At 62.3% G+C, this 24,432-nt stretch carries 26 protein-coding genes and 1 other RNA gene; 13 read left to right on the forward strand and 14 right to left on the reverse strand.

The window, feature by feature from the left end; all coding sequences use genetic code 11:
• Positions 1-33 precede the first annotated feature (33 nt).
• From KHO49_RS15300 to KHO49_RS15325, 6 genes are all read right to left on the reverse strand, one after another.
• A complete protein-coding gene (locus tag KHO49_RS15300) occupies positions 34-1,035 on the reverse strand; it encodes an extracellular solute-binding protein (protein WP_102862181.1) in 1,002 nt (333 codons plus the stop codon).
• Between the two features lie 137 nt (positions 1,036-1,172).
• The gene (locus tag KHO49_RS15305; protein WP_170001849.1) at positions 1,173-2,390 is read right to left on the reverse strand and encodes a 2-octaprenyl-3-methyl-6-methoxy-1,4-benzoquinol hydroxylase; all 1,218 of its coding nucleotides are present in this window, start codon (positions 2,388-2,390) and stop codon (positions 1,173-1,175) included.
• Positions 2,391-2,399: 9 nt separating this feature from the next.
• The gene (locus KHO49_RS15310; protein ID WP_213665226.1) at positions 2,400-2,885 is read right to left on the reverse strand and encodes a DUF4442 domain-containing protein; all 486 of its coding nucleotides are present in this window, start codon (positions 2,883-2,885) and stop codon (positions 2,400-2,402) included.
• A complete protein-coding gene (ubiH, locus tag KHO49_RS15315; protein WP_102862184.1) occupies positions 2,878-4,065 on the reverse strand; it encodes a 2-octaprenyl-6-methoxyphenyl hydroxylase in 1,188 nt (395 codons plus the stop codon). Before ubiH ends, KHO49_RS15310 begins: the two co-directional genes overlap by 8 nt.
• The gene (gene pepP / locus KHO49_RS15320) at positions 4,062-5,396 is read right to left on the reverse strand and encodes a Xaa-Pro aminopeptidase (RefSeq protein ID WP_213665227.1); all 1,335 of its coding nucleotides are present in this window, start codon (positions 5,394-5,396) and stop codon (positions 4,062-4,064) included. Before pepP ends, ubiH begins: the two co-directional genes overlap by 4 nt.
• Before the next feature lie 23 nt (positions 5,397-5,419).
• The gene (locus KHO49_RS15325) at positions 5,420-5,977 is read right to left on the reverse strand and encodes a YecA/YgfB family protein (RefSeq protein WP_102862186.1); all 558 of its coding nucleotides are present in this window, start codon (positions 5,975-5,977) and stop codon (positions 5,420-5,422) included.
• Between the two features lie 234 nt (positions 5,978-6,211).
• On the opposite strand from KHO49_RS15325, the gene KHO49_RS15330 reads away from it, so the two are divergent.
• The 4 genes from KHO49_RS15330 (at position 6,212) to KHO49_RS15345 (ending at position 7,638) form a co-directional block, all read left to right on the forward strand.
• Positions 6,212-6,421, forward strand: coding sequence for a TIGR02449 family protein (locus KHO49_RS15330; RefSeq protein ID WP_213665228.1), 210 nt, complete (start codon positions 6,212-6,214; stop codon positions 6,419-6,421).
• Positions 6,418-6,741, forward strand: coding sequence for a cell division protein ZapA (locus KHO49_RS15335; protein WP_016962902.1), 324 nt, complete (start codon positions 6,418-6,420; stop codon positions 6,739-6,741). The genes KHO49_RS15330 and KHO49_RS15335 overlap by 4 nt, the downstream gene beginning before the upstream one ends.
• 23 nt (positions 6,742-6,764) lie before the next feature.
• A non-coding RNA gene (gene ssrS, locus KHO49_RS15340) (6S RNA) lies at positions 6,765-6,943 on the forward strand.
• 89 nt (positions 6,944-7,032) lie between these two features.
• On the forward strand, positions 7,033-7,638 hold the full coding sequence (locus KHO49_RS15345; RefSeq protein WP_110652934.1) for a 5-formyltetrahydrofolate cyclo-ligase: 606 nt from the start codon (positions 7,033-7,035) through the stop codon (positions 7,636-7,638).
• A 33-nt stretch (positions 7,639-7,671) separates the two neighbouring features.
• On the opposite strand, the gene KHO49_RS15350 is transcribed toward KHO49_RS15345, so the two are convergent.
• Positions 7,672-7,968, reverse strand: coding sequence for a hypothetical protein (locus tag KHO49_RS15350; RefSeq protein WP_102862188.1), 297 nt, complete (start codon positions 7,966-7,968; stop codon positions 7,672-7,674).
• 47 nt (positions 7,969-8,015) lie between these two features.
• Between KHO49_RS15350 and KHO49_RS15355 the strand changes: the two genes are divergently transcribed.
• The 4 genes from KHO49_RS15355 to KHO49_RS15370 all read left to right on the forward strand — a co-directional run bounded on the left by KHO49_RS15355 (position 8,016) and on the right by KHO49_RS15370 (position 13,447).
• Complete coding sequence (locus KHO49_RS15355; protein ID WP_110594258.1) at positions 8,016-8,465, forward strand: EVE domain-containing protein; 450 nt, start codon at positions 8,016-8,018, stop codon at positions 8,463-8,465.
• A gap of 184 nt (positions 8,466-8,649) precedes the next feature.
• Positions 8,650-9,615, forward strand: coding sequence for an HlyD family secretion protein (locus KHO49_RS15360; RefSeq protein ID WP_102862190.1), 966 nt, complete (start codon positions 8,650-8,652; stop codon positions 9,613-9,615).
• A complete protein-coding gene (gene rbbA, locus KHO49_RS15365; RefSeq protein ID WP_123390014.1) occupies positions 9,612-12,329 on the forward strand; it encodes a ribosome-associated ATPase/putative transporter RbbA in 2,718 nt (905 codons plus the stop codon). The genes KHO49_RS15360 and rbbA overlap by 4 nt, the downstream gene beginning before the upstream one ends.
• Positions 12,329-13,447, forward strand: coding sequence for an ABC transporter permease (locus KHO49_RS15370; protein ID WP_102881238.1), 1,119 nt, complete (start codon positions 12,329-12,331; stop codon positions 13,445-13,447). The genes rbbA and KHO49_RS15370 overlap by 1 nt, the downstream gene beginning before the upstream one ends.
• A gap of 101 nt (positions 13,448-13,548) precedes the next feature.
• Here the strand turns inward: KHO49_RS15370 and KHO49_RS15375 are convergent, their stop codons facing one another.
• Positions 13,549-13,956, reverse strand: a complete 408-nt coding sequence (locus KHO49_RS15375; protein WP_102862193.1) for a flagellar basal body-associated protein FliL — start codon at positions 13,954-13,956, stop codon at positions 13,549-13,551.
• Between the two features lie 158 nt (positions 13,957-14,114).
• Between KHO49_RS15375 and KHO49_RS15380 the strand changes: the two genes are divergently transcribed.
• Positions 14,115-15,092, forward strand: a complete 978-nt coding sequence (locus tag KHO49_RS15380) for an NADPH:quinone oxidoreductase family protein (RefSeq protein ID WP_102881239.1) — start codon at positions 14,115-14,117, stop codon at positions 15,090-15,092.
• A 12-nt stretch (positions 15,093-15,104) separates the two neighbouring features.
• On the opposite strand, the gene KHO49_RS15385 is transcribed toward KHO49_RS15380, so the two are convergent.
• From KHO49_RS15385 to KHO49_RS15410, 6 genes are all read right to left on the reverse strand, one after another.
• The gene (locus KHO49_RS15385) at positions 15,105-15,755 is read right to left on the reverse strand and encodes a gamma-glutamylcyclotransferase (RefSeq protein ID WP_102881240.1); all 651 of its coding nucleotides are present in this window, start codon (positions 15,753-15,755) and stop codon (positions 15,105-15,107) included.
• A gap of 212 nt (positions 15,756-15,967) precedes the next feature.
• Positions 15,968-16,936 (reverse strand): CDP-6-deoxy-delta-3,4-glucoseen reductase, encoded by a 969-nt coding sequence (locus KHO49_RS15390; RefSeq protein ID WP_213665229.1) that lies wholly within the window; start codon positions 16,934-16,936, stop codon positions 15,968-15,970.
• The gene (gene ubiD, locus KHO49_RS15395) at positions 16,936-18,402 is read right to left on the reverse strand and encodes a 4-hydroxy-3-polyprenylbenzoate decarboxylase (protein WP_011064155.1); all 1,467 of its coding nucleotides are present in this window, start codon (positions 18,400-18,402) and stop codon (positions 16,936-16,938) included. Before ubiD ends, KHO49_RS15390 begins: the two co-directional genes overlap by 1 nt.
• 125 nt (positions 18,403-18,527) lie before the next feature.
• The gene (rho, locus tag KHO49_RS15400) at positions 18,528-19,787 is read right to left on the reverse strand and encodes a transcription termination factor Rho (RefSeq protein WP_017125454.1); all 1,260 of its coding nucleotides are present in this window, start codon (positions 19,785-19,787) and stop codon (positions 18,528-18,530) included.
• A gap of 247 nt (positions 19,788-20,034) precedes the next feature.
• Positions 20,035-20,364, reverse strand: a complete 330-nt coding sequence (gene trxA, locus KHO49_RS15405) for a thioredoxin TrxA (RefSeq protein WP_102881241.1) — start codon at positions 20,362-20,364, stop codon at positions 20,035-20,037.
• Between the two features lie 120 nt (positions 20,365-20,484).
• Positions 20,485-21,189: a FadR/GntR family transcriptional regulator gene (locus KHO49_RS15410; protein ID WP_110652930.1), complete on the reverse strand. Its 705-nt coding sequence runs from the start codon at positions 21,187-21,189 to the stop codon at positions 20,485-20,487.
• A gap of 255 nt (positions 21,190-21,444) precedes the next feature.
• Here KHO49_RS15410 and KHO49_RS15415 point away from each other — a divergent pair, with 255 nt between their 5' ends.
• From KHO49_RS15415 to KHO49_RS15430, 4 genes are read left to right on the forward strand one after another with little or no spacing between them, the layout of a single operon-like run.
• Positions 21,445-22,230, forward strand: a complete 786-nt coding sequence (locus KHO49_RS15415) for a transporter substrate-binding domain-containing protein (RefSeq protein ID WP_102862198.1) — start codon at positions 21,445-21,447, stop codon at positions 22,228-22,230.
• Between the two features lie 21 nt (positions 22,231-22,251).
• On the forward strand, positions 22,252-22,920 hold the full coding sequence (locus KHO49_RS15420; protein ID WP_213665230.1) for an amino acid ABC transporter permease: 669 nt from the start codon (positions 22,252-22,254) through the stop codon (positions 22,918-22,920).
• On the forward strand, positions 22,917-23,567 hold the full coding sequence (locus KHO49_RS15425) for an amino acid ABC transporter permease (protein WP_102881244.1): 651 nt from the start codon (positions 22,917-22,919) through the stop codon (positions 23,565-23,567). The genes KHO49_RS15420 and KHO49_RS15425 overlap by 4 nt, the downstream gene beginning before the upstream one ends.
• Positions 23,554-24,288, forward strand: a complete 735-nt coding sequence (locus tag KHO49_RS15430; protein WP_213665231.1) for an amino acid ABC transporter ATP-binding protein — start codon at positions 23,554-23,556, stop codon at positions 24,286-24,288. The genes KHO49_RS15425 and KHO49_RS15430 overlap by 14 nt, the downstream gene beginning before the upstream one ends.
• The last annotated feature ends 144 nt before the right edge of the window (positions 24,289-24,432 follow it).

Genomic DNA, 24,432 nt, shown 5'->3' on the forward strand with positions numbered 1-24,432 from the left:
CCCGCAAAAGCGGGGCGCAGTATAACGGCAGTCTCAGTTCCAGCCAGCGCGGTCCATCAAGCGAATGGCCTCGGCCTGGCGCTTGCCGGCGATCTCAACCGGCAGGGTATCGGCCACGAACTTGCCCCAGCTGGCCACTTCCGCAGAAGGCGCCACCGCCGGGTTGGCCGGGAACTCCTGGTTGACGTCGGCAAAGATCTTCTGCGCTTCAGGCGTGGTCATCCACTCCACCAGCGCCTTGGCCGCCTCCGGATGCGGCGCGTACTTGGTCAGGCCAATACCCGACAGGTTGACGTGCACCCCGCGATCGCCCTGGTTCGGCCAGAACAGTTTTACCGCCAGGTCGGGCTTCTGCTTGTGCAGGCGGCCGTAATAGTAGGTGTTGACGATGCCAACGTCGCATTGGCCGGCGTTGATCGCATCCAGCACCGCGATGTCATCGGAGAACACATCGGTGGACAGGTTGTTGACCCAGCCCTTGATGATCTCTTCGGTCTTCGCCGCGCCGTGGGTCTCGATCAGGGTGGCAGTCAGCGACTGGTTGTAGACCTTCTTCGCGCTACGCAGGCACAGACGGCCTTCCCACTGCTTGTCGGCCAGGGCTTCATAGGTGGTCAGTTCGGAAGGTTTGACCCGCTCGGTGGAGTAGGCCAGGGTCCGCGCCCGCAGGCTCAGGCCGGTCCAGGCGTGGTTGGAAGAGCGGTATTGCAGAGGGATGTTGCTGTCGATGACCTTGGAGGTGAACGGTTGCAGGATGCCCATCTGCTCGGCCTGCCAGAGGTTGCCGGCGTCTACGGTGAGCAGCAGGTCGGCGGTGGCGTTTTCGCCCTCGGCCTTGATCCGCTGCATCAGCGGCGCTTCCTTGTCGGTGATGAACTTGATCTTCACCCCGGTCTTCTGGGTGTAGGCATCGAACACCGGCTTGATCAGCTCATCGATACGCGAGGAGTAGACCACGACTTCATCGGCAGCATGGGCGGCGGTGCCGATGAAAGTGAGTGCCAGGGCGGTCAGTAGACGCTTCGGTGCCAACATGGGAGCAGTCTCTCGATTATAAAATGAGGCGAAATGATAAGGACTCCCATTTGCCTTCTCAACCGAACCTGGCGTCGAGGCGTTACCAGATGTTGCGTAGGGTCGTCCGCCAGGAAGCTTCGCCGGCCAGCCGGCGCCTACGCTTGGGCCAGCTCCGGTAGATCGCCGCTCAGGCCCAGTGCCTGACGCACGAACAGCGCCTTGGCCTCGGGCATCTGATCGACCATCTTCAGGCCAGTGTTGCGCAGCCAGCGCAGCGGCAACGGATCGGCCTGGAACAGCCGCTCGAAGCCTTCCATGGCCGCCATCAGCGCCAGGTTGTGGGGCATGCGCCGACGCTCGAAACGGCTCAGCACCTTGACCTCGGCCAAGCGCTCGCCACGGCTGGCCGCTTGCAGCAGCACTTCGGCCAGCACCGCGGCATCGAGGAAACCCAGGTTGACCCCCTGTCCCGCCAGCGGATGAATGGTATGGGCGGCGTCGCCGATCAGGGCCAGGCCTTCGGCCACGTAGCGCTTGGCGTGGCGCTGGCGGAGCGGCACGCAAAGCCGAGGGTCGGCGCTGAGCACTGTGCCCAGGCGACCTTCGAAGGCACGCTCCAGCTCAGCACAAAACGCGGCGTCATCCAGGGCCATCAAGCGCTCGGCCTCGGTGGGCGTGGTGGACCAGACGATGGAGCACCAGTCGTGCTGCCCGTCCCGTACCAGTGGCAGAAACGCCAACGGGCCGGTGTCGGTGAATCGCTGCCAGGCGGTCAATTGATGGGGCTGGCTGCTGCGCACACTGGTGACGATGGCGTGATGCAGGTAATCCCATTCCCGGGTGGCGCAGCCGGCCAGGCGACGCACGGCCGAGTTGGCGCCATCGGCGGCGATGACCAAAGGCGCCCGCAGGACCCGGCCGTCCGCCAGGGTCAGCAACCAGTCATCGCCGGAGCGGCGCATCTGCTCAAGGCGGGCATTGGCCAACAAACCGATGTCGCACTCGTGCAAACGCTCAAGCAGGGCATCCTGAACCACGCGGTTCTCGACGATATGCCCCAACACCTCGGCATGCACGCTGGAGGCCGAGAAGTGAATCTGCCCGGTGCCGCTGCCATCCCAGACCTGCATGTCGCAGTAGGGGCTGCTGCGCCGTGCGGCAATACCGTCCCAGGCGCCAAGGCGCTGCAGAATCCGCTGGCTGGCGGCCGACAAGGCACTGACCCGGGGTTCGAATGGCGACTCGGCGTCGAAGGGTTTGACACTCAGGGAGCCGCCATCGAGCAGCAGCACTTCCAGGCCGCTGCCCTGCAACGCCAACGCCAAGGCACTGCCGACCATTCCGGCTCCGACAATCAGCACATCTGCGCGCATTTCCATGCTTTAGGCCTGTCTCGCTTGCGGCTTGAGCCGCACATAAAGGGTTTTATCGACCCGCGCCACCAGGGTGCCGGAGCCGTCATGAATCTCTACCTGCAACTGCGGCAGGTACTTCTCGCCCGTTGCGGTCTGCTGGCGCACTTCGTCGAGCAGCGCCTGGTCAATGCTGAACCGAGCAAACACCGGCCCCTTGCCCGGGGCGATGAAGTCGATGGCCGCGGCCTTGTCCCAGACGATGTAGTCGCGTCCCAGGTTCTCCATCAGCATCAGCATGAAAAACGGGTCCACCATCGAATACAGGCTGCCACCGAACTGGGTGCCGACATAGTTGCGGTTGTACCAGCCCAGCCCCATGGAGACCTGGACTTCGCGGAAATCCGCGCTGATCTGGCGAATCCGCACACCTGCCCCCATATAGGGCGGATACAGGTTCATCACCCAGCGCAGCAAGCGTGCCTTGCCGACGCGTCGAGTCAGCCACTCACGCATCCGGACGAGTGCCCAGGCCCATGGCCTGGCGCGCGAACCAGCGCTTGGCCGGGGGCAGCAGGTCCAGTCCGAGCAAGCCAAGATTGCGCCCCACCGACAGCAGCGGCAGCTTGCTGCCGAACAGCCGCGTGACCTGATCGGAGAAACCCACGGTCAGGCTCTGGTCCAGGCGCTGGCGCTCGCGATAAGCCTGCAGCACGGCAAAATCGCCCGGCAGCTGCTCGCTGGCCAGCAAGGCATCCGCCAGGGCCTGGGCATCACGCAGCGACAGGTTGAAGCCCTGTCCGGCAATCGGATGCAGGCTGTGGGCGGCATTGCCCAGCACCACCAGATGGGAGCGCACCTGTTCTTCGGCTTCTACCAGGGACAGCGGATACAAATGCCGCGCCCCCACTTGTTTCAAGGTACCCAGGCGGTAACCGAACACGCCCTGCAACTCACTGAGGAAACTCCGGTCATCCAGGTCGGCCAGACGCTGAGCGTCCATGCCCTGGCGGGTCCAGATCAGCGCGCAGCGATTTTCCGGCAATGGCAGCAACGCCATCGGCCCGTCATCGGTGAAGCGCTCGAAGGCCATGCCGTTGTGGGCTTCGCTGGGGGTGATGTTGGCAATCAGCGCGCTCTGGTTATAGGGGCGATTCTTGACCCCGATACCCAATTGTTCGCGCAGGCCGGAGCGGCCACCGTCGGCGAGCACCGCGAGGTCGCATTCCAATGTGGTTTCGTCATTCAGGGTCAGGCGATAGCCGCCTTCCAGAGGCTCCAGGCGAGTGACCTCCGCCGGACAGCGCCAGCTGATCACGTCCTTGTCCAGTCCTTGCCACAGGCATTGACCGAGCCAGGCGTTTTCCACCACATAACCCAGGGCCGGAACCCCTTCTTCCATGGCCGACAGGCGCGCAGTGGAAAACCGCCCACGGTCGGACACATGAATCTGCTTGATCGGCTCGGCGCGCCGGGAGATCGCTTGCCACAAGCCCAGGCGCTGGTAGATCTGTCGGGCACCAAAGGACAGTGCCGAAGAACGCGCATCGTAGCTGGGCTGGAAGCTGTCGCCGGGGGCGAAGGGTTCGATCAGCACGATCTTCCAGCCGCGGGCCTTGGCTCCGGCCTGCAGGGCCAGGGCCAGGCTTGCGCCGACCAGGCCGCCACCGATGATGGCCAGATTGACCCGGCTCATGAGGCCTGAACTCGGGCTGCTGCCATCAGCGCCTCGATCTCGGCGACGCTTTTCGGCACGCCGCTTGTCAGAATTTCACAGCCCTGCTTGGTCACTACCACGTCGTCCTCGATGCGCACGCCAATGCCGCGCCACTTCTTCGCCACTTGCTGGTTGTCCGGGGAGATGTAGATGCCCGGCTCCACGGTCAGCGCCATGCCGACCTCCAACACCCGCCACTCGCCGCCGACCTTGTATTCGCCGACATCGTGTACATCCATGCCCAGCCAGTGCCCGGCGCGGTGCATGTAAAACGTCTTGTAAGCCTCACTGGCAATCAGCTCGTCGACTGCGCCTTCCAACAGACCCAACTTCACCAGACCGGCGGTGATCACCCGGACCGTTGCCTCATGGGCCTGGTTCCAGTGCTTGTTCGGGGCGATCTCGGCAAACGCCGCTTCCTGGGCCGCCAGCACCAGTTCGTAGATCGCCTTCTGCTCGGGCGAGAACTTACCGTTGACCGGCCAGGTCCGGGTGATATCACTGGCATAGCAGTCGATTTCACAACCGGCGTCGATCAACACCAGATCACAGTCCTTGAGCAGGGCGTCATTCTGTTGGTAGTGCAGGATGCAGCTGTTGCGCCCGGCCGCGACGATGGAACCATAAGCCGGCATCTTCGCCCCGCCCTTGCGGAACTCGTAGTCCAGCTCGGCTTCCAGACTGAACTCGTGCAATCCGGGGCGACTGGCCTGCATGGCCCGGATATGGGCCTGGGCGGAAATCCGTGCGGCTTCGCGCATCACCTTCACTTCCGCCGCCGATTTATACAGGCGCATGTCGTGCAGCAAATGATCCAGGGCAACGAATTCGTTCGGCGGCTGGGCGCCGAGGTGCGCTTTAGAGCGGATCACGTTGATCCAGTCCATCAGGTGGCGATCGAACTCGGGGTTGCTGCCCATGGCCGAATAGACCCGGTCACGACCTTCGATCAGCCCCGGGAGAATGTCGTCGATATCAGTGATGGGAAAGGCATCGTCCGCACCGTAGTCACGGATCGCGCCTTCCTGGCCAGCCCGCAGGCCATCCCACAGCTCCCGCTCGGCATTGCGCTCACGGCAGAACAGCACGTACTCGCCATGCTCGCGACCGGGCATCAGCACGATCACGGCCTGGGGCTCGGGAAAACCGCTGAGGTATTGGAAATCGCTGTCCTGGCGGTAGACGTGCTCCACATCGCGGTTGCGAATGGCCACGGCCGCCGCCGGCAGGATCGCGATGCTGTTGGGCTCCATCTGCGCCATGAGCGCCTTGCGGCGACGGCTGTATTCCGCTCTAGGGATATGAATCATGGGCAGATGCAGTTCCCTGTCAGTCAGTGCAGAGAAGGCTTGGCAGCCGGTGCAACGGTCTTGTTGGTTTCGGTGAACAGCAGCAATGGCGCGACCCGCAGGTACTCCATCACTTCCATGTAGTCGCTTTCACCGTCGTCGGACTCTTCCAGCGCATCCTGTACCTGAGCGATGGCTGCAAGGTCCTGCAACACTTCCGTGGCCTCGACGCTCAGGGCGCTGCTGTCACGGGAGTTGAGGCCGAAACCGGCGAGGAAACCCTGGCACCATTGGCCCAGGGCCGCGGCACGTTCGGTCAATGGCGCGTCGTCGCTGGGCAGCAGCAGGACCACGGTCATGTCGTCGCTGGTGAGCTCGCCCTTGACCATTTCCTGCAGGCCGATCAGGGCGTTGCGCACATTTTCTTGTGGCTCGCCTTCGAGCAACTCGGAAGCGTCCACCAGCCAGCCGTCGACCTCGAAGCCGGCGCCAGCGCAGCTACGGCCCAGCAACAGGCCGTGCAATTCGGCAGGAGAAACAGGATGACCGCTGCTGCTGAGCAGGGTGGCGAAGGCGTTGTACGGGGAATTCTGAATGGGCATGGGCAGCTAGGCGCCAAGCGGCGCAATGTCTAGAATGAAGGCCTTGTATCGTAGGGCGTGTCATCATTCATTGCCAGCGCCGCGTTGCGCCTTGCGCCCCGTTACAGCGGTCCGCGGGGCCTGGGGCGACGGACAGATTGCCGACCGACGGCACCCGATGCGCCAGGACTGATCGGGCCGTCCAGGCGCTGCTCAGCCAGTTGCCACTCATCAGACCAACTTCAGTGGGACACAATGGAAGACACCGACCTGCACGCACTGATGACCAGACTCGAACTGCTTATTACCCGGGTCGAGCAACTAAAGAGTCAAAACGCACTCTTATTAGCTCAGGAAAAGACCTGGCGCGAGGAACGCGCGCACCTCATTGAAAAAAACGAAATCGCCCGGCGTAAGGTCGAATCGATGATTTCGCGCCTCAAGGCCCTGGAGCAAGACTCATGAGTTCAAGCAATAGCGTTACCGTGCAGATCCTCGACAAAGAGTATTCGATCATCTGCCCCCAGGAAGAGCGCAGCAATCTGGTGAGCGCAGCCCGTTACCTGGACGGCAAGATGCGCGAGATCCGTAGCAGCGGCAAAGTCATCGGTGCCGATCGCATCGCGGTCATGGCCGCGCTGAACATCACCCACGATCTGCTGCACCGCCAGGAGCGTCCGGATGTGCAGGCCAGCGCCACCACTCGCGAACAAGTGCGCGATCTTCTGGAACGCGTCGACCTGGTCCTGGCCACCGATTCGGACGCAAGCAAGGCTGATTCCTGACAGCGGTTGCGGTATACTCCCGCCACTCCCTGGGGTGCTTGCCAGTTGGCGATGTCCCTGAGCCGATTCGCACTACCCTGGAAGTTGCACGTTGGGCTGGTGTGCATGTCCGCTAGACGGAAAGCCTTAAAGCCTGCTGCATCTTCCGCCTTGAACTTTCGGGTTCAAGGGCTAAGTCGACAGCGGTTCGCCTGGGGAGCCTGAATTCTCAGCCAATGCCAGTTATCCATGCTGGCATTGGTTTTTCCGGGTAGGCTGTTCTGCCATGTCCGACTTTCCATAGCCTCCTCCATGACCGAACCTGCGCCGCTTTCCCGCCCGCAACTTCGACGCATGCTGCGTAAAGCCCGTCGCTCCCTGACACCTGCCCAGCAACGCCAGGCCGCCAGCGGACTGTACCGCCAGCTGGCGCACAATCCAGTGTTTCGCCGAGCCCGACACCTGTCCCTGTACCTGCCCACTGACGGAGAGATCGATCCGCGCCTGCTGCTACGTGCCGCGCAACGCCGGGGCAAGGCCACGTACCTGCCTGTGCTCAGTGCCTGGCCACGGACCAAGATGGTCTTCCAGCGCGTGCGTCCCGGAGAAAAACTGCGCCCCAACCGCTTTCGCATCCTCGAACCCAGGATCAACGTCGCACGCCAACGCAAGGTCTGGGCGCTGGATCTGGTGCTCCTGCCCTTGGTGGGATTCGACGAAGACGGTGGACGCCTGGGAATGGGCGGCGGCTTCTACGACCGCAGCCTGGCTTACCTGGCGCGGCGCAAGAGCTGGCGCAAGCCGAAGCTGCTGGGGCTGGCCCATGAATGTCAGAAGGTCGCGAGACTGGATCAGGCCAGCTGGGATGTGCCGCTACAGGGCACCGTGACTGATCAGGGATGGTACTGCGCCCGATAGACGTCGCGCTGGCTCAGCGACGCCGGGACGGATTCAACGCTTGAAGGGTTGCGGCTGTTGGGCAATCTCGATCGGGGCATCGGTCTTGTTGGCCCATAAGCTCTGCGCATAACCGGTGGTCACAACGCCCAAACCGAACAAAATAACCAAAATCCATAGTAAATCCGGTTGGCGTTTCATCGATTGCCCCCCCTCGGGCAAGTCACACACGATGACAGCAACGGTTTCCATAACAGGCCGTGCAGCAGCGTCAAGCTTAAAATCCCGGCATTCTGCGATAACGTGAACCGACACGCAAATGCTGGCGTCAACCGACTGTCGGTTTGTCATAAAATCCTCCGACAACCTGCCCAACCACCCTTTGGAGGGTAAGAAACATGGCCTATTGGCTGATGAAATCCGAGCCAGACGAACTCTCGATTCAGGACCTGCACAAGCTTGGAAAGGCCCGTTGGGACGGTGTGCGCAACTACCAGGCACGCAACTTCCTGCGCGCCATGGCCGTCGGCGATGAGTTCTTCTTCTACCACTCCAGTTGTCCGGAGCCTGGCATCGCCGGCATCGGCCAAATCATCAAGGCGGCCTACCCGGACCCCACCGCCCTGGAACCGGACAGCGTCTACTTCGACCCCAAGTCCAGCGCCGAGAAAAATGCCTGGAGCGCAATCGACGTAGCCCACGTGGAAACCTTCAGCAAGGTCCTGCGCCTGGACTATCTCAAGCAGCAGACTGCCCTCGCTGAAATGCCCCTGGTGCAAAAAGGCAGTCGCCTGTCAGTCATGCCAGTGACCGCAGAGCAATGGGCGGCTGTGCTCTCTCTACGTTGAGCAACCCGCCCCGGTGTGCCGTGGCCTGGCAAGCGCAACGGCACTGGCACCAGTTTTTTGCCCCGATCGCCATGCAGCCTGCGAACAATAGGTTTAGGCTTGGCCCTTTCATTTGACGAGCATCAAGCGGGTAAAAGCCTTGATACGTCAGACTAGGACGCTATAGCCGCAGGACGCAGAACACATGTCGACGAACCACCGTTCTTCCCGCCTTTTCGCTGTCTCCCTCTTGATTCTGTTGCTCGCCGCTGGTGGCTTCGGTTACTGGAAATCCCTCCAGGATCGTCTGCCGGAAGGGCTGAGCATGGGCAATGGCCGTCTCGAAGCCACTGAGGTGCAGATCGCCAGCAAGATTCCCGGACGCCTGGCGGAAGTGCGGGTCAATGAAGGCGACAAAGTGCTCCAGGGCCAACTGCTGGCCCGGATGGATACCCGCACCCTGGAAGCCCAGCGCAGCCAGGCCGAAGCCGAAGTGCTGCGCGCCCGGGAAAACCTCTCCGCCGCAGAAGCCAACGTGCAACTGCGCCAGAGCGAATTGCTCCTGGCCAATCAGGAACTCAAGCGCTCCCAGGAACTGTTCAGGCGCGGCTTCGCCAGCCAGCAGATCATCGATCAGCAACAGGCACGGCTGAACACCGGCAATGCCGCCGTGCTGGCGGCCCAGGCCCAGGTTGCGGCGGTCAAGGCCGCTATCGGCGCCGCCCTGGCCCAGGTTGCGCAGCTCACTAGCGAGATCGACGACAGCAGCCTGCGAGCCCCCATCGACGGCATCATCCAACTGCGTCTGGCCGAGCCTGGCGAAGTCCTGGGTGCCGGCGGCCGAGTACTGCTGTTGATCGACCCCAACGACCAATACATGAACCTCTACTTGCCAGCCTCGGTCACCGGGCGCCTGACGGTGGGCGATGAATCGCGGATTGTTCTCGACGCCCTGCCCAACCAGCCACTGCCAGCGAAGATCAGCTTCGTCGCGGCCAAGTCGCAATTCACCCCCAAAGAAGTGGAAACCCGTGACGAACGCCAGAAACTGGTATTCCGGGTCAAGGTGCGCCTGACTCAACCCGCCGCCGTGCCCCAGGCCAAACCGGGGATGCCCGGTGCCGGTTATGTGCGCACAGCCACCGTGGACTGGCCGGCTAACCTGCAATGAATGCCCTGGCGCTGCACGCCACCGGCATCAGCCATCGCTACGGTGCCCAGCAGGCTCTGATCGACATCAGTTTCAGCCTGCCGGCAGGCACACGCTGCGGCCTGATCGGTCCTGACGGTGCCGGCAAGTCGAGCCTTCTCGGGCTGATTGCCGGGGTCAAGAAGCTTCAGCAAGGCGAGCTCGAGGTACTCGGCGGAGCCATCTCCCAGCGCCGCCACCGCAGAAGCCTATACCCGCGCATCGCCTTCATGCCCCAGGGGCTGGGGGGCAACCTGTATCCCGACCTGTCCATTAGCGAGAACATCCGCTTCTTCGCCACCCTGTTCGGCCTGCCACGTGACGAATGCGACCAGCGCATGCACAGCCTGTTGCTGGCCACCGACCTGCTGCGCTTTGCCGAACGCCCGGCGGGCAAGCTGTCCGGTGGGATGAAGCAGAAACTCGGCCTGTGCTGCGCGCTGATCCACGAACCGGATCTGTTGATCCTCGACGAACCCACCACCGGGGTCGACCCGCTTTCCCGCCGACGCTTCTGGGAACTGGTGGAGGATGTACGCCAGCAACGACCACAACTGACCCTGTTGGTGGCCACCGCCTACATGGAAGAAGCCGAACAGTTCGAGCATTGCCTGATGCTCGACCAGGGCAAGTTGATCGCCCAGGGCCTGAGCCGGGAGCTGGCGCAGGTAACGGGCAGCGGCAAGCTGGACGATGCCTTCACTCACTACCAGGGCGACAGCGGCCATGACAATCAGCCACTGGTGATCCCGCCACGTTCTGGCAGTAATCAGGACATCGCCATCGAGGCCCACGAGCTGACCCTGCGCTTCGGCGACTTCACCGCCGTCAACAAAGTCAGCTTCGCCATCGGTCGCGGGGAGATCTTCGGCTTCCTCGGCTCCAACGGCTGCGGCAAGACCACCACCATGAAAGTCCTCACCGGGCTGATGCCCGCCACTGAAGGCAGCGCCAAGCTGCTGGGCAATCCGGTGGACGCCAAGGACCTGGCCACCCGCAAGCGGGTCGGCTTCATGTCCCAGAGTTTTTCTCTCTATGGCGAACTCAGCGTGCGCCAGAACCTGGAGCTGCATGCCCGCCTGTTCGACCTGCCGAAAGCCGAGAGCGGCCCACGCATCGAGGAGCTGATCCAGCGCTTCGACCTGGGCGCAATCGCCGAGCAGCAATCCGGCGCCCTGCCCCTGGGTCTGCGCCAGCGCCTGTCCCTGGCCGTGGCGGTGCTGCACCGCCCGGAAGTGCTGATCCTCGACGAACCCACGTCAGGGGTGGATCCGGCAGCCCGTGACGACTTCTGGCGACTGCTGATCGAACTGTCCCGGGAACAGGGCGTGACCATCTTCCTGTCCACTCATTTCATGAACGAAGCCCAGCGCTGCGACCGCATTTCGTTGATGCACGCCGGCAAGGTACTGGCCTGTGACACACCAGCGGCGCTGCAACAGCAGTTTTCCGGCGACACCCTGGAAGCCGCCTTCGTCCGCTGCCTGGAAGAAGCCCAAGGAGCCGCGGATGCAGCGCCACCTCCTCCGGCGGCTGCCGCCAGCCACGCCATCGCGCCTCCGCGCTCGGGCCTGAGCCTGGCCCGGCTGCTGGCGGTGGCCACCCGGGAAGGCAAGGAGCTATTGCGGGACAAGGTGCGCTTGGGCTTTGCCCTGCTGGGGGCGATCTTCATGATGGTGATCTTTGGCTACGGCATTTCCCTGGATGTGGAAAAGCTCGCCTTCGCCGTCTACGACCAGGATCAGACGCCGCAAAGCCGCGCCTATCTGGAGGCTTTTCGCAGCTCACGCTACTTCGAGGAAAAACCCACCATCCGCAGCTCCGCCGAACTGCATCGGCGCCTGCAGCGCTCGGAGATCAAGCTGGCCCTGGAAATCCCGCCCGGCTTCGGCCGCGACCTGTATGCCGGGCGCCAACCGACGGTGGCCGCCTGGCTGGACGGCGGCATGCCGTTTCGCGCGGAAACCAGCCGCAACTATGTCGAGGCGGTACACCAGGCCAACCTCGAACTCCTGGCCGAACACAGCAGCCCGGCACTGAACACAAGATCCGCCGCCAAGCTGGAAACACGCTTTCGCTACAACCAGGACGTGGTCAGCGTCAACGCCATCGGGCCCGGGGTCATGGCGCTGATCCTGGCGTTCATTCCGGCCATGCTCACCGCCCTGGGCATCGTTCGCGAGAAGGAACTGGGCTCTATCACCAACTTCTATGCCACGCCCCTGACCCGCCTGGAGTTCCTCCTGGGCAAGCAGGCGCCCTACCTGGCCGTGAGCCTGATCAACCTGGGATTGCTGGTGGCCATGAACCGCTGGCTGTTCGGCGTGCCCTTCAAGGGCAGCGGACTGACCCTGGCCCTGGGCGGCGTCCTCTACGTGCTGGCCACCACCAGCATGGGCCTGCTGATCTCGGCCTTCACCCGCACCCAGATCGCGGCGATCCTCGGCACCATGATCATCACCAGCCTGCCGACCATCCAGTTCTCCGGGTTGATCGTGCCGCGCTCGTCCCTGGAAGGCTCGGCGGCGATCATGGGGCAATTGTTCCCCGCCGGGCACTTCCTCGACATCGCCGTCGGCACCTTCACCAAGGCCCTGGACCTGCGGGAGCTGTGGCCTCAGTGCCTGGCACTGATCGGGTTCTTCCTCGGTTTCACCGGGCTTAGCCTGGTCATGTTGAAAAAGCAGGAGGTCTGATGAACAGGCTCGCCCATATCCTGCGCCTGGGTCTGAAGGAGCTCACCAGCCTGCGTCACGACAGTGTCTTGCTGTTGTTCCTGTTCTACGCCTTCACCGTGGCCATCTACCTGCCGGCAGCCGGCTCGGTCATTGGCGTACACAACGCCAGCGTGGCCCTGGTGGATGAAGACCACAGCGCACTGTCACGACAATTGGCAGAGGCCCTGCAACCGCCGGAGTTCCAGAACCCGGTCGCCCTGCCCTACGACCAACTGGACAAGGTGATGGACAGCGGCCAGTACACCTTCGTGATCAACATCCCTGCCAACTTCCAGAGCGACCTGCTGGCCGGCCGTCAGCCGGCGGTGCAGGTCAACGTCGACGCCACCGCCATGAGCCAGGCGTTCATGGGCGCCGGCTACATTGGTCGAATCTTCCAGCGCGAGTTGCTCAACTATGCCAACCAGGCGGATGCCGCGAGCAAGACCCCGGCCCTGCTGACCACCCGCGCGCTGTTCAATACCAACCTGGAGGGAGGCTGGTTTCTGGCGGTGATCCAGATCGTCAACAACATCACCATCCTGGCCATCGTGCTCACCGGAACCGCGCTGCTGCGCGAGCGCGAGCACGGTACCCTCGACCACTTGCTGGTACTGCCGCTGACGGCCCTGGAGATCATGCTGGCGAAAATCTGGAGCAATATGCTGGTGGTGGTGCTGTGCACCTGGATATCGCTGGAGGTGATAGTCAAAGGCGTGCTGGGCGTGCCGCTGGCGGGCTCGATGGGGCTGTTCCTGATGGTCACCGCGTTGTATCTGTTCGCCAGCACCGCACTGGGGATCTTCCTTGCCACCCTGGCCCGCTCCACCCCGCAGTTCGGCCTGCTGGCGATCCCGGTGATCATTCCGATGCTGCTACTGTCCGGTGGCAGCACACCGCTGGACAGCATGCCGCAATGGCTGCAATGGGTGATGCAGGGCTCGCCATCAACGCACTTCGTCAGCCTCAGCGCAGCGATCCTGTTTCGTGATGCGGGCGTCAGTGTGGTCTGGCCCGACCTGCTGGCCCTGGCGACGATCGGTCTGCTGTTCTTCGCCATTGCCCTGGCGCGCTTTCGCAAAAGCCTCGCCTCATGAGCCACACGCTGTAGGAGCCGACTGGCCGGCGAAAGGGCCCTCAAGCCCCACGTCGCCCTCTCGGGCGCCTTCGCTGGCCAGCCAGCTCCAACAGCTGAGCGTTACTGGATGATCAGGTTGTTGAACAACAGGTCTTCCACCACCGGCTTGCCGGTTTCGTCATTCATGACTTGCTGCACCTGCTTGAGGGCTTCCTGGCGCAGCTTTTCCTTGGCCTCGACGTTGTTCATGGTGTCGACGGTCTGCTGGGCAAACAGCGCCACCAACTGGTTGCGGATCAGCGGCTCATTGGCCTTGACCGCCTGGGCCGAAGCGTCGCCGGTCACCCGCAGGGCCACGTCAGCCTTGTAGACCTTGAGCTTGGGGCCGCCATCCAGGCCGTAGTTACCGACAAAGGGCGGGCTCAGGCTGATGTAACTGACTTTCGGTGCTTCGCCTTCTTTAGCCTCTTCAGCCCCGGCTGCCATCGGCAGGGAGAGGGCCAGCAGCAACATGATCCACGCTTTCACAATTCGCTCCTTAATCCGGTTTGCGGCCTAGCATAAAGGCCCGCCCGCCTGAGCCCAAGCACAAGCTTATGGCTGCCCATCAGGGCCGGGCATGCTCGTTGACCGCCTGATTCACACTCCTACACTTATCGGCCACCACTCCCAAAGGAATAGCCCTGATGAAAGCCGTGCTGTGCAAAGCCTTCGGCCCCGCCGAAACGCTGGTGCTGGAAGAGGTCGCAAGTCCCGTGCCGAAGAAGAACGAGGTCCTGCTGGACGTGCATGCCGCAGGGGTGAATTTTCCGGACACCCTGATCATCGAGGGCAAATACCAGTTCAAGCCACCCTTCCCCTTCTCCCCGGGCGGCGAAGCGGCCGGTGTCATCAGCGCAGTGGGCGAGAAAGTCAGCCATCTCAAGGTCGGCGATCGGGTCATGGCCCTGACCGGCTGGGGCAGTTTTGCCGAACAGGTGGCGGTGCCGGGCTACAACGTATTGCCGATTCCCGCCGCCATGGACTTCAACACCGCTGCCGCCTTCAGCATGACCTACGGCACCTCGATGCACGCCCTCAGGCAACGGGGCAACCTGCAGCCCGGTGAGACCCTGCTGGTGCTCGGTGCCTCGGGCGGGGTCGGGCTGGCGGCGGTGGAAATCGGCAAGGCCATGGGCGCCCGGGTGATCGCCGCCGCCAGCAGCGCAGAAAAGCTCGCCGTGGCCAAGGCCGCCGGTGCCGATGAGCTGATCAACTACAGCGAAAGCAACCTGAAGGACGAGATCAAGCGCCTGACCGATGGCAACGGCGCCGACGTGATCTACGATCCGGTGGGCGGTGATCTGTTCGACCAGGCCATCCGCTCCATTGCCTGGAATGGCCGCTTGCTGGTGGTGGGCTTTGCCAGCGGACGCATTCCCGAATTGCCGGTGAACTTGGCGCTGCTCAAGGGCGCGGCGGTGGTGGGGGTGTTCTGGGGTTCCTTCGCTCAGCGCCAGCCTCAGGACAACGCGGCCAATTTCCAGCAGTTGTTCGAATGGTTCGCCGCGGGCAAGCTCAAGCCGCTGGTGTCCCAGGTTTATCCTCTGACGGCAGCCGCCCGGGCCATCGATGATCTGGGTCAGCGCAAAGCGGTGGGCAAAGTCGTGGTGCAGGTCCGCTGAGGCCAGCTTCCGTCAATAGGCCACAACACCCTTGCAGCGCTTGAGCCGTGCCTCCAGGTTGCGATCCGGCATGGCGTGGCTGCGCAGGGCTTGAATGGTCTGTTCAACATAATCGCGGGTGGTGCCATAACGCCCGCAAGCGCTTTCGAACACCTGGCTCAGTACATGATCCGGCAGATTGCCGGCATAGCTGGGCAGGTGCCGCTCCAGCACAAAACCCAAGGCCTGGACCTGACTGCCATCCTCGAGACGGCAGTTGAGCCAGTGCGGACGGTAAGAGGGATAAGGCATTTCACGCTGCCACAGGGCATACAACGAGGCATCCAGATGCTCCTCCGGCAGCCGGTAGGCGAAGCCGCTGCAGGAACCGCCACGATCCAGGCCAAACACCAGCCCCGGCAGTTCAGGCGTGCCGCGATGCTCGTGGGACCACAGGTACAGACCGCGATGATAACCATGCACCCGGCCACGCATGCGCTCGACCGCCGAACACTCCGGGCGCCAGATCAATGAACCGTAGGCGAACAGCCAGACCGGGCCGCCCTTGTGCCGGGCCATGGTGGACTGCATGGAGCTGAGAAGTTGTTCGTGGGTCAGCTGCGGCCCCAGATCGAGCCGCGGAGGGTAAGCCAGATTCAGATAACTGGATTCAAGGGCTGTCATGGCGAATAGCGTTCGGCTCCCCGCGTAAAAGAAGTTACTTAATAGAACGCTTGGCAGTAACTACAAGACACATAAGTTTCAAGGCAAGTTAAGTGCCACTAGAGCAGCACTCAAGTTGAAGGCTTATATATAACCTACCGGCATTTATTTAATTAGATAAATACCGATGGGCTATATACAGAGTTATAACGAAGGGCACGGACCCGATGCAGTCAGGGCCGCGGGGCGTAGGCGAATACGTCCGCACGCATCTGATGGGCATCCATCCCGGCATTCACCAGAGCGTCCAGGGTGGCGTAGATCATGGCTGGCGAGCCGCTGGCGTAGACATGCACCGGCGACAGGTCGGTGATGTCCTCGCAAACCGCCTCATGCAGCATGCCGCAGCGCCCCTCCCAACCGCACAGGTCGCTGACCACCTTGTGCAGATAGAGATTGGGCAGTTGCTGCCACTCATCCCAGTGTTCCAACTGATAGAAATCTTCCGGCCGGCGTACGCCCCAATACAGGTGCACCGGATACTTGAAGCCTTTGGCCCGGCAGTGCTCGATCAGGCTGTGCATCTGCGCCATACCGGTACCGGCAGCGATCAGCACCAGCGGGCCCTGCGGCAACTCGGCCAGGTGAGTGTCGCCAAAAGGCAATTCGACCCGAGCCATGCGGTTGCGCTGCAACTGCTCCATCAAGCTCTGCGCACTGTTTTCGCGCACCAGCACATGCAGCTCCAGATCACGTCCGCAATGGGGCGCTGAAGCCAGGGAGAAGGCCGACTTCTCGCCGTTATCCCGCTCCAGCATCAGGTACTGGCCCGCATGATAGCGGGGTGGCTTGCCGGCCGGCGCCCGCAGCCTGACCCGCCAGACATCGCCGCCGACCTCAAGGCACTCAGTGAGCTGACACGACAAGCTGCGCACCGGCAACTCTCCCAGCGCAAGGACGCCATCCCACAGCACAATGCAGTCTTCCAGCGGCTCTGCAATGCAAGTGTAGAACTCACCATGATCACGCACATCGCCGGCTTGCTGCACACTGCCCTCCACCAGCAGGGCCGCGCACACGTGACAGTTGCCATTGCGGCAGCTCTGCGGGCATTCATAGCCCAGGCGCCGCGCCGCATCGAGAATCCGCTCGCCGGGCAGCGTCTCAAGCACCGCTCCGGAGGGCTGCAAGGTTACACGCATCAATCTATTCCTAACTGATTCCAGATGGCATCGATCCGGCGGGTGACCGCCTCATCCTTGACGATGACCCGGCCCCACTCTCGGGTGGTTTCTCCGGGCCACTTGTGGGTGGCATCGAGCCCCATCTTCGAGCCCAGGCCGGACACCGGCGAGGCGAAGTCGAGGTAGTCGATCGGGGTGTTGTCGATCATCACCGTATCGCGCTTGGGGTCCATGCGCGTGGTGATGGCCCAGATCACATCGTTCCAGTCCCGGGCATTGATATCGTCGTCGGTGACGATAACGAACTTGGTGTACATGAACTGTCGCAAAAACGACCAGACACCCAGCATTACCCGCTTGGCGTGGCCCGGGTACTGCTTCTTCATGGTCACCACCGCCATGCGGTACGAGCAGCCTTCTGGCGGCAGGTAGAAGTCGGTGATTTCCGGGAACTGCTTCTGCAGGATCGGCACGAAGACTTCGTTCAGCGCCACGCCGAGAATCGCTGGCTCATCCGGCGGCCGGCCGGTGTAGGTGCTGTGATAGATCGGCTTGATGCGATGGGTGATGCGCTCCACGGTGAACACCGGGAAGCTGTCGACTTCGTTGTAGTAGCCAGTGTGGTCGCCGTACGGGCCTTCGTCGGCCATCTCGCCGGGATGGATCACCCCTTCAAGGATGATTTCGGCGGTGGCCGGGACTTGCAGGTCGTTGCCACGGCACTTCACCAGCTCAGTGCGGTTGCCCCGCAGCAGGCCGGCGAAAGCGTATTCGGAGAGGCTGTCCGGCACCGGGGTCACGGCGCCCAAGATAGTTGCCGGGTCCGCGCCCAGGGCCACGGACACCGGGAACGGCTGGCCCGGGTGCTTCTCGCACCACTCGCGGTAATCCAGGGCGCCGCCACGATGGCTCAACCAGCGCATGATCACCTTGTTGCGGCCGATTACCTGCTGACGATAGATGCCCAGGTTTTGCCGGTCCTTGTTCGGCCCCTTGGTCACCGTCAGGCCCCAAGTGATCAGCGGACCGACGTCGCCTGGCCAGCAGGTCTGCACCGGCAGCATGCCGAGGTCGACGTCGTCGCCTTCGATCACCACTTCCTGGCAGACCGCATCCTTGACCACCTTGGGCGCCATGGAAATGATCTTGCGGAAGATCGGCAGCTTGGACCAGGCATCCTTCAAGCCCTTGGGCGGCTCCGGCTCCTTGAGGAAGGCCAGCAGCTTGCCGATCTCGCGCAGTTCGCTGACGGCTTCGGCGCCCATGCCCAGGGCCACGCGCTCGGGCGTGCCGAACAGGTTTCCGAGCACGGGGATGTCATAACCGGTGGGGTTTTCAAACAACAGGGCCGGGCCTTTGGCACGCAAGGTGCGATCGCAGACCTCGGTCATTTCCAGCACTGGGGACACCGGAACCTGGATGCGCTTGAGTTCGGAGCGCTGTTCCAGGCCGCTGATAAAGTCGCGCAAGTCGCGATACTGCATGCGTGAGCCTCGTTTTCGCCGTGGCATTCGGGGCAGGCAGTTTAGCGCCGAACCCACAGGTTCAGAATAGAGAATGTCAGATAGCAAAAAGCCGGGTTTCCCCGGCTCTTGCTGGCCTGATCGATTTACTTGCGTTTCATCGACAGGAAGAACTCATCGTTGGTCTTGGTCTGTTTCAGCTTGTCGACCAGGAACTCGATGGCAGCGACTTCATCCATAGGATGCAGAAGCTTGCGCAGGATCCACATGCGCTGCAACTCGTCGTCGGCCGTCAGCAACTCTTCACGGCGGGTGCCGGAGCGGTTGATGTTGATCGCCGGGAAGACGCGCTTTTCAGCGATCTTGCGATCCAGGGGCAGTTCCATGTTGCCGGTACCCTTGAACTCTTCGTAGATCACTTCGTCCATCTTCGAGCCGGTTTCAACCAGCGCGGTGGCGATGATGGTCAGCGAGCCGCCTTCTTCGATGTTCCGCGCGGCGCCGAAGAAACGCTTCGGTTTCTCCAGGGCGTGGGCATCCACACCACCAGTCAGGACCTTGCCGGAGCTCGGGATCACGGTGTTGTAGGCACGGGCCAGACGGGTGATGGAGTCCAGCAGGATCACCACATCCTTCTTGTGTTCGACCAGACGCTTGGCCTTCTCGATCACCATCTCGGCCACTTGCACGTGACGGGTTGGCGGCTCGTCGAAGGTGGAGGCAACCACTTCGCCGCGCACAGTGCGCTGCATCTCGGTCACTTCTTCCGGACGCTCGTCGATCAGCAACACGATCAGATGAACTTCAGGGTTGTTGCGGGTGATGTTCGCAGCAATGTTCTGCAGCATGATGGTCTTGCCCGCCTTTGGCGGAGCAACGATCAGACCACGCTGGCCTTTACCGATCGGAGCGCACAGGTCGATGACACGACCGGTCAAGTCTTCGGTGGAACCGTTGCCGGCTTCCATCTTCATGCGCACGGTCGGGAACAGCGGCGTCAGGTTCTCGAACAGAATCTTGTTCTTGGCGTTCTCGGGACGGTCGTAGTTGATGGTATCGACCTTGAGCAGCGCGAAGTACCGCTCGCCTTCCTTCGGAGGGCGGATCTTGCCAACGATGGTGTCACCGGTACGCAAGTTGAAGCGACGGATCTGGCTTGGCGAGACGTAAATATCGTCCGGGCCGGCCAGGTAGGAGGCGTCGGAGGAGCGGAGGAAGCCGAAGCCGTCCTGGAGGATCTCCAGCACGCCATCACCGGAGATTTCCTCACCGCTTTTCGCGTGCTTTTTCAGCAGGGAGAAAATCACGTCCTGCTTGCGCGAACGGGCCATATTTTCTATGCCCATCTGTTCGGCCAATTCGAGCAGTTCGGTAATCGGCTTTTGCTTGAGTTCAGTCAGATTCATATAGGAATGACGTAATCATTTATAGAGGGGGGAAATTAAGCTTTTGGCTTAATGAGGCCGCGCCGCAGAGAAGGCGACAGGATCGCGTACTTATTCGAAAAGGAGAGCGTCGGCGACGGCTTGCAGGGGGCACTGGAGAAACCAATGCGGGGCCGAATGTAACACCTGAGTTTCGGAGCGTCTAGCCCTCAATTACGAAAAAGCCCCGCGTTTTGCGGGGCTTTTCCAGGGCACTGAAAATCGACGCTTAGATGTTAGCGTCGAGGAACGCTGCCAACTGCGACTTGGACAGTGCGCCGACCTTGGTGGCTTCGACGTTGCCGTTCTTGAACAGCATCAGGGTCGGGATACCACGCACGCCATGCTTGGCCGGGGTTTCCGAGTTTTCGTCGATGTTCAGCTTGGCAACGGTCAGTTTGCCTTTGTAGGTTTCAGCAATTTCGTCCAGAACCGGAGCGATCATTTTGCATGGGCCGCACCACTCAGCCCAGTAGTCGACCAGTACAGCGCCTTCGGCTCTGAGTACGTCGGCCTCGAAGCTGGCATCGCTGACGTGTTTGATAAGATCGCTGCTCATGGAATTCTCCAGGTTGTAAGCAAAAAAACGTGGCCCATCATATCCGCCCTTCCCGCGTTCAGGAAGCCGGAGATGATTAACTCTAACTATGGTGCCCCATGAGTTTGGGTATAGCTCAGCTCACGAAGATGTGGGGGTGACAAAGGCGATTCCAGTGCGCAGAGCGGCATTGCGCACATGCTCCTGCATGGCCTTTTGTGCCGCCCCCGAAGCGTGCCGGGCCAGTGCGCGGAGGATCTTGCGGTGCTCCTGCCAAGTCTCCATGGCCCGCTCGGGTCGGATGAACGGTAGTTTCTGACTTTCCAGGAAGATCTCGGCGCTGGTGCTGAGGATGCTCAACATCGCCTGGTTGCCACTGGCCAGGAGGATCTTCTGGTGGAACTCGAAATCCAGCCGCGCCGCTGCCTCGAAATCCCCAACCCGCAATTGGCGACGCATGGCCTCGACATTGTCTTCCAGGGCATCCAGCTCATCGGCGGTCAGGGTCACCGCCGCCAACCCCGCGGCAAACCCCTCCAGGGCATAGCGCAACTGAAAGATATCCACAGGCGAAGCCTGAGCGGCGAACGGCCAACTCAAGCCGGCACCGGCTGCCGCTGCCTCGGGAGCCTGGACGAACACTCCCTTGCCCGGCTGCACACTGATTACCCCCAGCGCGCTCAAGGATGACAGCGCCTCACGCAGCGACGCCCGACTAACCCCCAACTGCAGCGCCAGATCCCGCTGCGAAGGCAGCGCATCACCGGGGCCGAAACCCTGCTCGCTGATCAACTGGCGAATGGCTTGCAGCGCCACTTCGGGTACGGCACGGGTAATCGAATTCATGGGCTTGAGGCTGGCCGGTGCAGGAAAAGCTCCCTTGTAAAGCTATTCGCCGAGCCCGGCAAGTCGTGCCCCAAGGGGGTTCGAGGGTACGACCCCATGCCCGATCCGAGTGCGAAAAAACACACAACTGTTCAGACCAGTAAGACCGACCAAAGCCAGTAAAACCCCTATTTCCAGGGCCTTTTCCGCGTGTTGGCATGGCCTGTGCTCTGTCGCCACACAGAAACCACTTCCCACGATTTGCGGAGATTCGCCATGACCAAACGCTGTAGCGCCCTGCTCTCTGCCCTGTTTGCCAGCCTGCTGCTGGCCCAGGCCCCAGCCCAGGCCAATGCCCTGGACGACGTGGTGGCCCGCGGCACCCTCAAGGTCGCCGTGCCTCAGGACTTCCCGCCCTTCGGCTCGGTAGGCCCGGACATGCAGCCCCGTGGCCTGGACATCGACACCGCGCGCCTGCTGGCCGAGCAGCTCAAGGTCAAGCTGGAGCTGACCCCAGTCAACAGCACCAACCGCATTCCGTTCCTCACCACCGGCAAGGTGGATCTGGTGATCTCCAGCCTCGGCAAGAACCCGGAGCGGGAAAAGGTCATCGACTTCTCGAAAGCCTACGCGCCCTTCTACCTCGCAGTCTTCGGCCCGCCCGAGGCGGCCATCGCCGGCCTTGACGACCTCAAGGGCAAGACCATCAGCGTCACCCGAGGCGCCATCGAGGACATCGAGCTGAGCGCCGTGGCCCCACAAGGCGCGACCATCAAGCGTTTCGAGGACAACAACTCCACCATCGCCGCCTACCTCGCCGGCCAGGTCGACCTGATCGCCAGCGGTAACGTGGTGATGGTCGCCATCAGCCAGCGCAACCCGAAACGCATCCCGGCGATGAAGATCAAGCTCAAGGACTCCCCAGTCTACGTCGGCGTCAACAAAAACCAGCCGGAGTTGCTGGACAAGGTCAACCAGATCCTCAGTGCCGCCAAGGCTGACGGCGCCCTGGAGAAGAATTCCCAGTTGTGGCTCAAAGAGCCGCTGCCGGCTGACCTCTGATCGGCGCCCCGGAGCTTGAGCATGGCTTATCAGTTCGATTTCCTGCCGGTGCTGGAAAATACCGGCCTGCTGCTACGCGGCGCCCTGTTCACCCTGGAGTTGACCGCCATAGGCACCCTGCTGGGGGTCAGCCTGGGGATAGCCGGGGCCCTGGTGCGGGCCTGGAAGATCCAGCCCCTGGCGGCGATCTTCGGCGTCTACGTCGAGCTGATCCGCAACACGCCGTTCCTGGTGCAGTTGTTTTTCATCTTCTTCGGCCTGCCATCCCTGGGCCTGCAGATCTCCGAGTGGCAGGCGGCGGTGCTGGCGATGGTGATCAACCTCGGCGCCTACTCCACAGAAATCATCCGCGCCGGTATCCAGGCCATTCCCAAGGGCCAGCTGGAAGCCGCCGCAGCCCTGGCCATGAGCCGCTTCGAAGCCTTTCGGCACGTGGTGCTGCTGCCGGCCCTGGGCAAGGTCTGGCCGGCCCTGTGCAGCCAGATCATCATCGTCATGCTGGGCTCGGCGGTGTGCTCGCAGATCGCCACCGAGGAGCTGAGCTTCGCCGCCAACTTCATCCAGTCGCGCAACTTCCGCGCTTTTGAAACCTACGCCCTGACCACCCTGATCTACCTGTGCATGGCCCTGCTGATCCGCCAACTACTGAACTGGTTCGGCCAACGCTACATCCTGAGGAACGGCCGATGAGCGACTTCACCTTCTGGGACATCCTGCGCAACCTGCTCAGCGGCCTGCAGTGGACCCTGTTGCTGTCCCTGGTGGCCTTTGTTGGCGGCGGCCTGATCGGCCTGCTGGTCATGACCCTGAGGATCTCCGACAAGACCTTTGCCCGCGCCTTCGCCCGCACCTATATAGAACTGTTCCAGGGCACACCGCTGTTGATGCAGTTGTTCCTGGTGTTCTTCGGTATTGCCTTGCTGGGTGTGGATATCTCGCCCTGGCTGGCGGCCGCTATCGCCCTGACCCTGTTCACCAGCGCCTACCTGGCGGAGATCTGGCGCGGTTGCGTCGAGTCGATCCCCCACGGGCAGTGGGAAGCCTCGTCGAGCCTGGCGCTCAATCCCTATGAACAGCTGCGCTACGTGATCCTGCCGCAAGCGCTGCGTATCGCCGTGGCACCCACCGTGGGTTTTTCGGTGCAAGTGGTCAAAGGCACCGCGGTGACCTCGATCATCGGTTTCACCGAGCTGACCAAGACCGGCGGCATGTTGGCCAATGCCACCTTCGAGCCCTTCATGGTCTACGGCCTGGTGGCCCTCGGCTACTTCCTGCTCTGCTACCCCCTGTCCCTCAGCGCGCGCTACCTGGAAAGGAAACTGCATGCCTCTGCTTAGAATCTCCGCCCTGCATAAATATTACGGCGAGCACCATGTGCTCAAAGGCATCGACCTGAGCATCGAGGAGGGCCAGGTAGTGGCAATCATCGGTCGCAGTGGCTCGGGCAAGAGCACCCTGCTGCGCACCCTCAACGGCCTGGAGTCGATCAACGACGGGGTGATCGAGGTCGACGGCGAGTACCTGGACGCCGCCCGCGCCGATCTGCGCAGCCTGCGACAGAAGGTCGGCATGGTGTTCCAGCAGTTCAACCTGTTCCCTCACCTGACCGTGGGCGAGAACGTGATGCTGGCCCCGCAAGTGGTGCAGAAGGTGCCCAAGGCCCGGGCTGCCGAACTGGCGCGGCAGATGCTGGCCAGGGTTGGCCTGGCGGAGAAGTTAGATGCGTTTCCGGATCGACTGTCCGGCGGCCAGCAGCAACGGGTCGCCATTGCCCGAGCCCTGGCGATGTCGCCCAAGGTGCTGTTGTGCGATGAGATCACCTCGGCCCTGGACCCGGAACTGGTCAATGAAGTGCTCAGCGTGGTGCGCCAGCTGGCCCGGGACGGCATGACCCTGATCATGGTCACCCATGAGATGCGCTTTGCCCGGGAAGTGGGCGACAAGCTGGTGTTCATGCACCAGGGCAAGGTGCATGAAGTGGGAGATCCCAAGCAGTTGTTCGCTCATCCGCAGACCGCCGAGCTGGCGAACTTCATTGGCAGCACCGAGCAGGCTTGAGGCTCCAGTGTCGTAGGAGCCGGCTGGCCGGCGCACAGCGACAGCACAGCCTGCCGAGGGTTTTATGCGTTGAATCAACGCATTGGACACTGCGCGTTGGCGCGAGCCGTTGATCGTGGCAGGATGGCGAGGTTATCGACCGAG

The organism is Pseudomonas sp. RC4D1 (assembly GCF_018390395.1).
In the GTDB taxonomy this organism is placed as follows: Bacteria; Pseudomonadota; Gammaproteobacteria; order Pseudomonadales; family Pseudomonadaceae; genus Aquipseudomonas; species Aquipseudomonas danubii.

What these genes read in the sequence shown, in the direction of transcription:
- KHO49_RS15300 (WP_102862181.1), bottom strand. Translation starts at nt 1,035, where the DNA reads ATGTTGGCACCGAAGCGTCTACTGACCGCCCTGGCACTCACTTTCATC.
- KHO49_RS15305 (WP_170001849.1), bottom strand. Translation starts at nt 2,390, where the DNA reads ATGCGCGCAGATGTGCTGATTGTCGGAGCCGGAATGGTCGGCAGTGCC.
- KHO49_RS15310 (WP_213665226.1), bottom strand. Translation starts at nt 2,885, where the DNA reads ATGCGTGAGTGGCTGACTCGACGCGTCGGCAAGGCACGCTTGCTGCGC.
- ubiH (WP_102862184.1), bottom strand. Translation starts at nt 4,065, where the DNA reads ATGAGCCGGGTCAATCTGGCCATCATCGGTGGCGGCCTGGTCGGCGCA.
- pepP (WP_213665227.1), bottom strand. Translation starts at nt 5,396, where the DNA reads ATGATTCATATCCCTAGAGCGGAATACAGCCGTCGCCGCAAGGCGCTC.
- KHO49_RS15325 (WP_102862186.1), bottom strand. Translation starts at nt 5,977, where the DNA reads ATGCCCATTCAGAATTCCCCGTACAACGCCTTCGCCACCCTGCTCAGC.
- KHO49_RS15330 (WP_213665228.1), top strand. Translation starts at nt 6,212, where the DNA reads ATGGAAGACACCGACCTGCACGCACTGATGACCAGACTCGAACTGCTT.
- KHO49_RS15335 (WP_016962902.1), top strand. Translation starts at nt 6,418, where the DNA reads ATGAGTTCAAGCAATAGCGTTACCGTGCAGATCCTCGACAAAGAGTAT.
- KHO49_RS15345 (WP_110652934.1), top strand. Translation starts at nt 7,033, where the DNA reads ATGACCGAACCTGCGCCGCTTTCCCGCCCGCAACTTCGACGCATGCTG.
- KHO49_RS15350 (WP_102862188.1), bottom strand. Translation starts at nt 7,968, where the DNA reads ATGACAAACCGACAGTCGGTTGACGCCAGCATTTGCGTGTCGGTTCAC.
- KHO49_RS15355 (WP_110594258.1), top strand. Translation starts at nt 8,016, where the DNA reads ATGGCCTATTGGCTGATGAAATCCGAGCCAGACGAACTCTCGATTCAG.
- KHO49_RS15360 (WP_102862190.1), top strand. Translation starts at nt 8,650, where the DNA reads ATGTCGACGAACCACCGTTCTTCCCGCCTTTTCGCTGTCTCCCTCTTG.
- rbbA (WP_123390014.1), top strand. Translation starts at nt 9,612, where the DNA reads ATGAATGCCCTGGCGCTGCACGCCACCGGCATCAGCCATCGCTACGGT.
- KHO49_RS15370 (WP_102881238.1), top strand. Translation starts at nt 12,329, where the DNA reads ATGAACAGGCTCGCCCATATCCTGCGCCTGGGTCTGAAGGAGCTCACC.
- KHO49_RS15380 (WP_102881239.1), top strand. Translation starts at nt 14,115, where the DNA reads ATGAAAGCCGTGCTGTGCAAAGCCTTCGGCCCCGCCGAAACGCTGGTG.
- KHO49_RS15385 (WP_102881240.1), bottom strand. Translation starts at nt 15,755, where the DNA reads ATGACAGCCCTTGAATCCAGTTATCTGAATCTGGCTTACCCTCCGCGG.
- KHO49_RS15390 (WP_213665229.1), bottom strand. Translation starts at nt 16,936, where the DNA reads ATGCGTGTAACCTTGCAGCCCTCCGGAGCGGTGCTTGAGACGCTGCCC.
- ubiD (WP_011064155.1), bottom strand. Translation starts at nt 18,402, where the DNA reads ATGCAGTATCGCGACTTGCGCGACTTTATCAGCGGCCTGGAACAGCGC.
- rho (WP_017125454.1), bottom strand. Translation starts at nt 19,787, where the DNA reads ATGAATCTGACTGAACTCAAGCAAAAGCCGATTACCGAACTGCTCGAA.
- trxA (WP_102881241.1), bottom strand. Translation starts at nt 20,364, where the DNA reads ATGAGCAGCGATCTTATCAAACACGTCAGCGATGCCAGCTTCGAGGCC.
- KHO49_RS15410 (WP_110652930.1), bottom strand. Translation starts at nt 21,189, where the DNA reads ATGAATTCGATTACCCGTGCCGTACCCGAAGTGGCGCTGCAAGCCATT.
- KHO49_RS15415 (WP_102862198.1), top strand. Translation starts at nt 21,445, where the DNA reads ATGACCAAACGCTGTAGCGCCCTGCTCTCTGCCCTGTTTGCCAGCCTG.
- KHO49_RS15420 (WP_213665230.1), top strand. Translation starts at nt 22,252, where the DNA reads ATGGCTTATCAGTTCGATTTCCTGCCGGTGCTGGAAAATACCGGCCTG.
- KHO49_RS15425 (WP_102881244.1), top strand. Translation starts at nt 22,917, where the DNA reads ATGAGCGACTTCACCTTCTGGGACATCCTGCGCAACCTGCTCAGCGGC.
- KHO49_RS15430 (WP_213665231.1), top strand. Translation starts at nt 23,554, where the DNA reads ATGCCTCTGCTTAGAATCTCCGCCCTGCATAAATATTACGGCGAGCAC.